Origin of the sequence: Microbulbifer sp., assembly GCF_036563125.1 — a bacterium.
Classification (GTDB): Bacteria; Pseudomonadota; Gammaproteobacteria; order Pseudomonadales; family Cellvibrionaceae; genus Microbulbifer.
On the sequence record NZ_DATCMV010000191.1, the window covers coordinates 1 to 10,852 of the forward strand.

Consider the following 10,852-nt stretch of genomic DNA (forward strand, 5'->3'; position numbering starts at 1 on the left):
ACGTCGCGGCCGCGACCACTCAGGGTCTTGATTACCGCGTAGGAAATGAACCCAAGCGCGATGCCGTTGGCGATGGAGAACGACAGCGGCATCATCACTGCGGCGATCACCGCCGGTGCGGCTTCGGTGATGTCATCCCAATCGATGGAGGACAGGCCGGAGGTCATCAGCACCGCCACATACATCAGCGCGCCGGCGGTGGCACAGGCCGGCACCATGCCTACCAGTGGCGAGAAAAACATCGCCAGCAGGAACAGCGCTCCGCACACCACTGCGGTCAAACCGGTGCGTCCGCCGGCGGCGATGCCAGCAGTGCTTTCCACATACGTGGTGGTGGTGGAAGAGCCGATCAGTGAGCCCACCGCAGAGGCGGAGCTGTCCGCCATCAGTGCCTTGCCCATGCCCGGCAGCTGGCCTTTGTCATCCAGCAGCTTGGCGCGGTCGGCGGCGCTCAGCAGGGTGCCGGCGGTATCGAACAGGTCCACGAACAGGAAGGCGAAGATCACACTGATCATGCCCACATTGAACGCGCCGGCGATATCCAGCTGCAGGAAGGTGGGCGCCATGCTCGGCGGTGCAGACATCAGTCCGCCGAACTGCACCTTGCCCATCAGCAGCGCAATGCCGGTGACCACAAGAATGCCGATCATCACCGCGCCCAGCATCCGGCGGTGCGCCAGTGCCGCGATCAGGAAAAAGCTCAGCGCGGCGAGCGCCGCATCGCTGGAAGTCAGGTCACCCAGGGTCACCAGAGTGGCCGGGCTCGCGGTAACAATGCCGGCACTCTTCAGCGCTATGATCGCCAGGAACAGACCGATACCGGCCGCCAGCGCCTGGCGCAGCGACATGGGAATACTGTCGATGACCCACTGGCGCACCTTGAAGATACTCAGCAGCAGAAACACCACGCCGGAGATAAACACCGCACCCAGTGCCACCTGCCAGCTGTAGCCCATCTCGCCCACAACCACGTAGCTGAAAAACGCATTCAGGCCCATGCCCGGTGCCAGCGCGAACGGGTAGTTGGCGTAAAGGCCCATGATCAGGCAGCCCACCGCCGCCGCCACGCAGGTCGCGGTGAACACCGCGCCCTGGTCCATGCCGGCCGCCGCCATCACATTCGGGTTTACGAAAATGATGTACGCCATAGTCAGGAAGGTGGTGATTCCTGCGACCAGTTCCTGGCGCACGTTGGTGTTGCGCTCGCTCAGCTTGAACAGGCGCTCGAGCAGGCCTGCACTGTCGCTAGTACCTGCAGCAGAAGGGGCGGAAGTTCTGAATTCAGTCATGGTCTGATCCGGGTCCTGGAATTAGAAGTGGTACTTCAGCAGCAGATTGATATTGCGCTCGTTGGAGTCGATACCCCAGGTGCCGTTCTTGATGCCGAACTTGTCATTCCAGTGCACGTACTCGAGGCCCGCGTAGAGTTTTTTCGGTTTGCCGGCGCGGGCGCCGATATCCCACTTCAGCTGCGAGGTGAAGTTCATGCTCGCGTGTACATCGCGCGACGCGCTGGCCCAGTCGAGGAAACCGTCGTAGAGGAACTGCTCGCTGCCGAGGGTAAACGGCAGGCCCCACACCAGGGTCAGCTGTTCGTTGTCCGCGCGGTCGTCGTTATTGCGGTGGTAGAGGTTGGTCTGGAAATAGGCGAAGCCCGGTACCGCCAGGTCAAAGCCGACACCGGCCAGCTTGTTGGTGAAATGCGGACCGGTCGCGGTCAGGTGATCCGGGTCGTCCATATTGCCGAGCTCGAGCTGGCCCGCCAGCAGCACGTCCTTCACCGGCCCGAATGCCAGCTCGCTACCACTCAGCTTGCCGAGGCTCAGGCGCGGGGAGATCTCGGTGTACAGCTCGCTGGAGTCGTCATCGGAAACCAGGTAGTCGGAAAAGATGAACAGGTCGCCCCAGCTGTGGCCGCTGGCGTGCTCGAAGGTCAGTACGTTGCGGGTGCTGTCGTCGCTGCTGAGGCTGTAATTGACCTCATAGTTCTTGCCGTGCAGGGCGGTCAGGCTGTTGTCACTCCACAGGGTTTCCGCGTGGGTGAGGGCGGCGAATGGCGCGCAGGCCAGGGAAAAGGAAAGAGACAGCAGGGATAGGGACTTGGTCAGCTTCATGGTTACCTCTTATGTAGCTGGCGGAGTCCATCCCGCGGCAAGACGAGACCTTACAGTCGAGTCTTGGGCAAAAAATAAGCGCGCAATCTACCGGAATTGGCGGCGAATTTCCAAGACTTCGTGACGGATTAGCGCCCGGATCCGCACGAAATGCCCAACCGGAAGCGATATGTGCCAATACGCTGCGGAGCGTGTAGCGAAGGAGAATCGGCGGACTACTTTTATAAGTCCAAAACGCAGGAAGTTAGAGGTGCCACGATTCCTGCGCTAACAATAAAAGTCAGAGGGCACTATGACCATTCTTGCCATCGATCTCGGAACCACCAACAGCGCCTGCGCCATCTGGCGCGACAATGAAGCTGTCGTCATTCCCAATAAGCTCGGCGAACTCCTGACCCCATCGGTAATCGGCATCGACGGCAGTGGAGAGATCCTGGTTGGCCGGGCCGCCAAGGAGCGTTTGATTACCTGTCCCGACGATACGGTAGCCGTGTTCAAGCGCTTGATGGGTACCAGTCACAAAGTGGTTATTGGCCGGCAGACGTTTACCGCGGTGGAGCTGTCATCACTGGTGATCAAGTCCCTGAAAGAAGATGCCGAGGCGTTTCTCGGCCAGCCCATCGAGCAGGCCGTCATCAGCGTACCGGCGTACTTCAATGACAACCAGCGTTACGCCACCAAGAAGGCGGGGGAGCTCGCGGGACTCAATGTAAACCGGCTGATCAACGAGCCGACCGCCGCGGCCATGGCTTACGGGCTGCATGAACAGAAGGAAGGCACCTTCGTGATTGTCGACCTGGGCGGTGGAACCCTGGATGTCACGGTGCTGGAATTTTTTGAAGGCGTTATGCAGGTGCACGCTTCTTCCGGCGACAACTTCCTCGGCGGCGAAGATTTTGTCGAGGCCATGGTGGAAGCGGTGTTGAAACAGCTGGCGTGTAAAACGAGCGACCTGACATCGGTGGAAAGGCACCAGCTGCACATGAAAATGGAGAGCGCCAAACGCCGCATCTCCTCCGCACCCCAGAGTATTGAATTCAGCGTGGCCGGCCAAACCACGATCGTTTCCGTGGACAGCGACTGGTTCAACCGCGCAATGACCCCGCTGCTGGTGCGTCTGCAGCGCCCCATCGAAAATGCCATGCGCGACGCGGGTATTTCGCCGCAGCAAATTGACGAAGTGGTGCTTGTGGGTGGCTCTACCAAACTTGCGGCCGTGCGCTCTGCGGTGGGAAAAATTTTCCGGCGTCTGCCCGCGTGTACCATCGACCCGGATTTCGCGGTGGTACGCGGTAGCGCGGTGCAGGGCGGTCTTATGGAAAAAAATGCGGCGCTGGACGATATGGTGCTCACCGACGTGTGCCCGTTTACCCTGGGCATCGATTCGACCAGTACGGTCAATGGGCAATTGGTTCCCACCTACACACCGATTATCGAACGCAATGCCACGGTGCCGGTGAGTCGGGTGGAGCGCTTTTCTACCGTGAACGACAATCAAACACAGATTGCCGTCAGGGTTTACCAGGGCGAACACCGGCAGACATCAAAAAATGTTTTCCTTGGCAGTCTCGATGTGGCTGTCCCCAGCAACAAGGGCGGGGAGGAATCCATTGATGTGCGTTTCAGTTACGACATGAATGGAATCCTGGATGTGGACGTTGCGGTTCTCAGTACCGGGCGGAAGTACAACAAGGTCATCAAGAATTCTCCCGCAAGCCTCAGTGAAGAGGAATTCCAGAAATCCCTGAGGCGACTCGAAAAGCTGAAATTCCACCCCCGTGACAGCGAAAAAAACCGCGCACTTATGGCCTGGGGGGAGCGGATCTACGAATCCTCCCTCGGCGACGAGCGCAATGCGATCGGCCAGCTGCTCGCCGGTTTCGAGGCGGTGCTGGACCGGCAGAATGAAGTGGAAATTGCCAAGGCGCGCCAGGAGTTTGAACTTCGCCTACAGCAGCTGGATCTGGAGGAGTGGGTATGACAAGTTGCTGGGATGTGCTGGAACTGTCCGACGACAGCGACCGCTCGGAAGTCCGCAGGGCCTATGCCCGCCTTATCAAGAAGTTTCGCCCGGACGAATCGCCGCTGGAGTTCCAGAAGATTCACGACGCCTATCAGGAAGCTCTGAACTGGTTGCGATATCCCGAAGCCGTGCGGCAGCGGTTATCCACGCAAGAGGAATCTGCAGGACATGAGAGGGAGCTGGAATCTTCGCAGGATGAAATACGGGAAACTCCCGAAGGGTTTTTGCCGCCGGGAATGACGCAGGAAATATTCGACCAGATTAAAAAAGCCATCGCCGGGCTTGCCGACAGCGAGATGATGGTCGAAGTCGATGGCTTCCGGATTTCCAGAGGGGAAACACCGGAACAGGGATACCGGGTTGAGCGAATTTACTCTCCTGAAAACGATGAGTGCCGGGACAGTCTCGACGATGATTACCGCAAGGCCCTGGATGAGGCGCTTGCGACCGCGGATGAAATTCTCCAGAAGCCGGATAGGGACAATGCCAAATGCTGGGACTTTATCGCCGGTTGCCCGTATCTGCTGGATCGGGATTTCCGCCTCCATTTAACCGGGAACTTATTGCGGAAAATTGCCCAGTACAACCTTACGCGGATAGGAGAGAGTGAAGCCCCCGTTGGGGTGGCGGCAATGCAGGTTCTGGATCGCTATCTGAATTTCAGCGGATCGAACCGCGAAGAATTTTATCAGCTGAGTGAACGAGAGTGGTTCGCACTGCGCATGCCCGATTCTTCGGTGGCGCTACCTGGTGCGGGAACCTCCTTTCTGGGGCTCAAGGGTGGAAAGCTGCTGCGGGGGAAATCTCTGTCTGAATTGTCGGGGAGGGAAGGGAATTTTTGGCTTGATCTGGGCAAGTTCGCCATATTCGGTGCGATGATTACTGCAATGATTCTCGGCGCGGTCGCATTGGTGAGTCAGGGCAGGGGATTACTTCTGTATGGCTTTGTGGCGATAGGCGCCATAAAGTTTTTTGCCGCCCTGTTTTGGGGAGAGCAGGAGAAACTGTAAACCGGAGTCTCGCACGTTACTGGAGTAATTATGAAATCCAACTGCATGCACCTGGCCATTCCTGCCGGGGACCTGGAAACCGCGAAAAAATTTTACTGTGATGTGCTCGGCTGCAAGAGCGGCAATGGCGAAGTGGGGCGCTGGGTGGATATCGATTTCTGGGGCAATGAACTCACCTTGCACCAGAGTGAGGAACAACTGCCCAATGTGCGCCATGATGTGGATATGGGCGCGGTGGCGGTGCCGCACTTTGGCGCGCACCTGCCGAACGATGAATTCCAGGCACTCAAGGCGCGTATCGAGGCCGCCGGCCTGGAATACCTGGATAAACCCTATCGCCGTTTTGTCGGCAACGAGTACGAGCAGGAAACGTTTTTCATCAAAGACCCCAACGGCAATGTGCTGGAGATGAAGTCGATGAAAAATCCGGAGCTGATGTTCAAATAAAAAACGCCGCGGATGCGGCGTTTTTTATGGGGCTATTATGCAGGTGCTAATCAGGCTGCGCGCGCCGTGCTCTCGCGGTGCGCCAGATACTCTTCGTAAGTACCCTGGAAGTCGATCAGCGACTGGTCCTTGATCTCCACCACGCGCGTCGCCAGCGATGAAACAAACTCGCGGTCGTGGCTCACGAAAATCAATGTGCCTTCGTACTTCAGCAGCGCTTTGTTGAGCGCCTCGATGGATTCCATATCCAGGTGGTTGGTGGGCTCGTCCATGATGAGTACGTTGGTATCCATCATCATCAGCTTGCCGAACAGCAGGCGGTTCTTCTCACCACCGGAACACACGCGCGCCTTCTTGTTGGCATCGTCGGCGGTAAACAGCAGGCGGCCGAGCATGCCGCGTACGGTCAAATCGTCGTGCTTGGGCTGGCGCCACTGGGACATCCACTCGAAGATGGTGAGGTCGTTATCGAAGTCGGCGCTGCTGTCCTGTGGGCAGTAGCCGATGGCCGCGTTCTCGGACCATTTCACGGTGCCGCCATTGGCCTGGATTTCGTTCACCAGGCAGCGCAGGAAGGTGGTCTTGCCCACACCGTTCTCGCCGATGACCGCGAGGCGCGCGCCGGCCTCCAGCAGCAAATCGCCGCCGTGGAACAGGGATTCGCCATCAAAGCCGTGGCTCAGGCCTTCTAGCTCGACCGCCTGGCGGTGCAGCTTCTTGCACTGCTGGAAAGTGATATAGGGTTTCACACGGCTGGACGGCTTGATTTCGGCCAGCTGGATCTTCTCCATCTTCTTCGCGCGCGAGCTGGCCTGCTTGGCCTTGGACGCGTTGGCGGAGAAGCGGTTTACGAAGGATTGCAGCTCTTCCAGCTCGGCGGTCTTCTTCGCGTTCTCCGCGTGCAGCTGGTCCTGGATCAGGGTGGAGGCCGCAACAAAATCCTCGTAGTTACCGGGGAAAATACGCAGGTCACCGTAGTCGATGTCCGCCATGTGCGTGCACACCTGGTTCAGGAAGTGGCGGTCGTGGGAAATGATGATCATGGTGGACTTGCGCTGGTTCAGCACCTCCGCCAGCCACTGGATGGTGTGGATATCCAGGTTGTTGGTCGGTTCGTCCAGCAGCAGGATGTCCGGGTCCGCAAACAGCGCCTGAGCCAGCAGCACCCGCAGTTTCCACCCCGGAGCGACCTGCTTCATCAGGCCGAAGTGAAAGGATTCCTCAATACCCGCCTGCAGCAGGATCTCGCCTGCACGGCTCTCCGCGCTGTAGCCGTCCAGTTCTGCGAACTGCACTTCCAGGTCCGCCACGCGCATGCCGTCTTCTTCGGTCATTTCCGGCAGCGAGTAAATACGATCGCGCTCCTGCTTGATTTCCCACAGGCGTGTATCGCCCATGATCACCGCATCCACCACGGTGTACTCCTCGAACGCGAACTGGTCCTGGCTCAGGATGCCGAGGGTGCAGCCGGGGGCAATGGAGACATTGCCGGCGCTGGGCGTGAGGGCACCGCTCAGGATCTTCATAAAGGTGGACTTGCCGCAGCCATTGGCCCCGATCAGGCCATAGCGGTTGCCGTTACCGAACTTCGCGGAGATGTTTTCAAACAGCGGTTCGGCACCGAACTGCATGGTGATGTTGGCGGTGGTAATCAAGAGTCTGTCCCGGGAGGTGTAACTGAAAGGGGGCGCCGCGGTAATGATGTGCAACAGACATAGGGCGCGGGCCGCGCACTATACGGCGGTGGTGGCGGAGTGTCGAGATGTTTGTGTGTTAATTGAGCAGCTGGGACCGCACTGGCGGACGGCCCCGAGCACCCCAATTAAGAGCCGTTAGAGACGGGCGATACTGGCCAGTGCGGTTATGGTGGTGGCGGTACTGAGCAGGATGAAGTAGACCAGCCCGAGCACCGAGAACTTAAGTGTGGTCATCGGCCAGCCCTGCCCATAGACACGCTTTTGCATCAACAGCAGATAGACCGGCATCCACAGCCCGAGCGCCAGGATTGCGAGGTTGAACAGTGCCTGTGGCAGGGTATGTGGCTCGGTAAGCCAGGCACGCAGGTCCGACATCAGCACCATCAGCAGCAGCGCCAGTGACAGAAAGGCGTGGCTGTGGAGCGCCACAATAAGATGCTCCATATACAGGCGGCGCTTGAACACATATAACAGGCTGAGGAACAGCGCGAAGAACGGCAGCATGACAAACAGGGTCGAGGGAATCGCGCTGAACAGCGCATCCTTGAGCAGGTTGGGGTCCTTGGCGATACGGGAAATGTTCAGCGTGAGTTTCGCGCTCTGGCGAACAAACCACGCATTCACTGCCTCGGGTGCTCCCTCGATCTGCGGTGCCGTGATCTTCTGCGATTCCGTGATCTGCTGGGGTTCCTCTTCGTCCGGACCCGCAACCGCCGCAGGGTCGAGCTGTGCGATGCGCTGGGCGGCACGCTGGCGTACGATCTGCTCGACGCCGCTCAACAGCCCGGTCACTCCGGGTACCTCGCCACTTTCTGCGGAAATCTCGGCAATGTCTTTTATCGCCTGATCGCGTAACCGCAACACTTCCTCCACAGTGGTGGCCGATGTGATGTCGTGCTCGACCGAGTTGAGGTCAACGTCGGGCGATGTTACATCGGCGCCAACCTGACCGATGCTGACATCGGTGCGCCAGTCGCTGCTCAGTTTTGCGGCGAAAAATGCGGTCAGGCACAGGAACACAAACAAGCGTACCGGGCTTACATAGCGCACACGGCGGCCGGCGAAGTATTCGCTGGTCAGAAATCCCGGGTTCACCAACAGTGGGCCCAGCGTGCGCGCAATACGCGAATCCAGCCCGAACACCGTGCCAAAAAAATCGCCGATCAGCTCGGGGAATTGCCGTACCAGGCTCTTTTCCGGCTGGCCGCAGGCGTGGCAGTGGGGGCCCAGCAGAAGTTCTCCGCAGTTGCCGCAGTGGGGCGCGGCGGGTGCGCTGGCGGAATCCTCGCAGGCCTGCGGTGCAAGGTCAGATGGCTGAGGTGTGGTGATCAGGTCCTGATCCGACAGGGTATCGGTGTCACTCATGGCTTTCCCAGGCTCATGTTGTTCTTATTCAAACCGTCCAGTGGCCGTGCGCTGGAATTGAACGCGATAGTGCCACGGAATGGCGGCCCGGATAATCTCCGGGTGATATAGCGGTACCCATCATTGGATACCGGAAACAAAAACGGGCCCCGAAGGGCCCGTTTTTTACATGCGTATCGCGATTAAACGACTACGATGTTTTCAGCCTGCGGGCCTTTTTTACCCTGAGTTACGGTGAACTCAACGGTCTGGCCTTCGGTCAGAGTGCGGAAGCCGGTGCTGGCGATGGCACTGAAGTGCGCGAATACGTCCGGACCGGACTGCTGCGCAATAAAACCAAAACCTTTAGCTTCGTCGAACCACTTAACGGTTCCTTTCACTGTATTAGACATACTGTTAAATCCTGAGATTAAATCGGGTTAATGCCTCTAAGTAGGCGGGTGTTGCTTGGAAAATTAGCCGGGATTTAAAACTGCAGGACGAGGTGTTACGAGTAAAACAGCGAAATGTAGATTGTAAATGTGTGGCTTTCTTTCTAGCAGACGCACACTCTATAGGTAAGTAAGCGGGTTGTCTACAAAACGCGCAACCTATCCGCCCCGGTAAAACGTGCTGTCCGCGACCGGGAAGGAACAGACTCTTCAGCCATCTTTGTCGATTTTCTCGCGCAATTTGCCAAATACATCGCGTATCAGCCGCTTTGCCGCCGGCATTTTTTCGTTGATCTCCCGGCGCAGCGCCAGCAGTTCTGCATCGTCCGGCTGGATATTCAGACCGCGTTTGACATTGCGGTCGGCGCTACCCAGGTCGTTTTCCAGCAGGTTGGTGCGGGCGCGGTGGGCGAATTCATCCACAATCTGGTTGATCCCGGCCTGTGCCTGCGGATTCTCCGCATCCAGGGCCAGCGCCTCGCGATAGTAGTACAGCGCGCTGCTGCCCTTGGGGCTGTTGAGCTTGCCGCGCTCCAGTGCCTCGGCCCCGCGCGTCACATAGTCTTCCACCAGCTTTTCGGTCACGCGCACCAGGCCTTCAAGCGCATCGCGGTTGTCCTGGTCGAGCAACAGTACCTGGCGGTAGTAGTAGCGCGCATTGTCCTGCTCGGGGGCGATATAGCGCGCATCCTGCAGCCGCAGCTCCGCCTGTTGCAGCAGGCGCTTGATCTCGCGATCGGTCTCGTTCTCGTAGCCCAGCGCAAACACCAGCAGAATTGCCGCAACCACACCCAGCACCGGCAGCAACAGGCGCGGCTTGCCCGCGAGCCACGCCGGCATCTTGAAGGTTGCCGGTTTGGTACCGGTCACCTGCACAGGGGCGGTCGGGTCGAGCAGCGGGTTGATTGCGGCCACCAGCGCATCGCAGTCCCGGAAACGGTCAGCGGGCGACTTTGCCAGCATCCGCGCCAGCAGCGGTGTCAGGTAGGCATATTGTGCCGGCAGGGGGGGGAGCGCCTGCTGGATATGGTTAATCGCCGTGCAGGTGTGGCTGTCACCCTTGAAGGGGTTATAGCCCAGCAGCAGCTCCAGCAGGATCACGCCGAGGCTGTAGATATCCGTGGTGATATCCAGCGGCTGGCCCTGGGCCTGCTCCGGGCTGCTGTAGGACGGGCTACCCAGGCTGAAGCCCGCCTGGGTAAGGTCGGAATTGTTATCCACATCCTTGGCGATACCGAAATCGGTAAGCACTGCGGTGCCGTCTTTGCGGAACAGGATATTCGCCGGCTTTACATCCCGGTGGATGATGCCCTGCTCGTGCACCACCGACAGCCCCTCGGCAATCTGGCGGATCAGACGCAGGATCGCTGCCGGTTCCTGGAAGCGCTCGCGGTTCTCGTCCAGGTCACCGCCGCCGAGAAACTCCATGGCAATGTAGTGATCGCCACCGGGCAGGGTCGAAATATCGTGGATGGTGATGATATGCGGGTTGTTGAGGCTGGCAATAAAGTGCGCCTCGTTGATGAAGCGCTCATTGAGTTGAGCGCCGCCGGCATCCTTGCTGCCGTTACGCAGCACCTTGATTGCCACCTTGCGGTTGAGGGAGTCCTGGGTGGCCAGGTAAACCGATGCCATACCGCCCTGGCCAATGGGGCCGTGTACGGTGTAACCGGGGATATGGAGATCGGACTGGGTCATAGCAGCAGATTTGCCAACCATTCAAAAGGGGACCGCGAAACCGGGCGGCCGCCTGTGCATCAACTGG

9 protein-coding genes are annotated in these 10,852 nt (G+C 58.8%); 3 read left to right on the forward strand and 6 right to left on the reverse strand.

Annotated features, from left to right (window positions below):
* Together VIL80_RS16395 and VIL80_RS16400 are read right to left on the reverse strand one after the other, a co-directional pair.
* A partial coding sequence (locus VIL80_RS16395) for an NCS2 family permease (RefSeq protein ID WP_332037168.1) occupies window positions 1-1,289 on the reverse strand: 1,289 nt, incomplete at its 3' end.
* Between the two features lie 21 nt (window positions 1,290-1,310).
* The gene (locus tag VIL80_RS16400) at window positions 1,311-2,114 is read right to left on the reverse strand and encodes an outer membrane protein OmpK (RefSeq protein ID WP_332037169.1); all 804 of its coding nucleotides are present in this window, start codon (window positions 2,112-2,114) and stop codon (window positions 1,311-1,313) included.
* Window positions 2,115-2,406: 292 nt separating this feature from the next.
* Between VIL80_RS16400 and VIL80_RS16405 the strand changes: the two genes are divergently transcribed.
* From VIL80_RS16405 to VIL80_RS16415, 3 genes are read left to right on the forward strand one after another with little or no spacing between them, the layout of a single operon-like run.
* A complete protein-coding gene (locus VIL80_RS16405) occupies window positions 2,407-4,095 on the forward strand; it encodes an Hsp70 family protein (protein WP_332037170.1) in 1,689 nt (562 codons plus the stop codon).
* A gap of 14 nt (window positions 4,096-4,109) precedes the next feature.
* Window positions 4,110-5,147 (forward strand): J domain-containing protein, encoded by a 1,038-nt coding sequence (locus VIL80_RS16410; protein WP_332037171.1) that lies wholly within the window; start codon window positions 4,110-4,112, stop codon window positions 5,145-5,147.
* 30 nt (window positions 5,148-5,177) lie between these two features.
* A complete protein-coding gene (locus VIL80_RS16415) occupies window positions 5,178-5,594 on the forward strand; it encodes a VOC family protein (RefSeq protein ID WP_332037172.1) in 417 nt (138 codons plus the stop codon).
* A 50-nt stretch (window positions 5,595-5,644) separates the two neighbouring features.
* On the opposite strand, the gene VIL80_RS16420 is transcribed toward VIL80_RS16415, so the two are convergent.
* The 4 genes from VIL80_RS16420 to VIL80_RS16435 all read right to left on the reverse strand — a co-directional run bounded on the left by VIL80_RS16420 (window position 5,645) and on the right by VIL80_RS16435 (window position 10,785).
* Window positions 5,645-7,249: an ABC-F family ATPase gene (locus VIL80_RS16420; protein WP_332037173.1), complete on the reverse strand. Its 1,605-nt coding sequence runs from the start codon at window positions 7,247-7,249 to the stop codon at window positions 5,645-5,647.
* A gap of 177 nt (window positions 7,250-7,426) precedes the next feature.
* The gene (locus VIL80_RS16425) at window positions 7,427-8,656 is read right to left on the reverse strand and encodes a DUF3667 domain-containing protein (protein WP_332037174.1); all 1,230 of its coding nucleotides are present in this window, start codon (window positions 8,654-8,656) and stop codon (window positions 7,427-7,429) included.
* A gap of 182 nt (window positions 8,657-8,838) precedes the next feature.
* Entirely contained in the window at window positions 8,839-9,048 is a 210-nt protein-coding gene (locus VIL80_RS16430; protein WP_332037175.1) for a cold-shock protein, read from the reverse strand.
* Window positions 9,049-9,297: 249 nt separating this feature from the next.
* The gene (locus VIL80_RS16435) at window positions 9,298-10,785 is read right to left on the reverse strand and encodes a serine/threonine-protein kinase (protein ID WP_332037176.1); all 1,488 of its coding nucleotides are present in this window, start codon (window positions 10,783-10,785) and stop codon (window positions 9,298-9,300) included.
* Window positions 10,786-10,852: the final 67 nt, after the last annotated feature.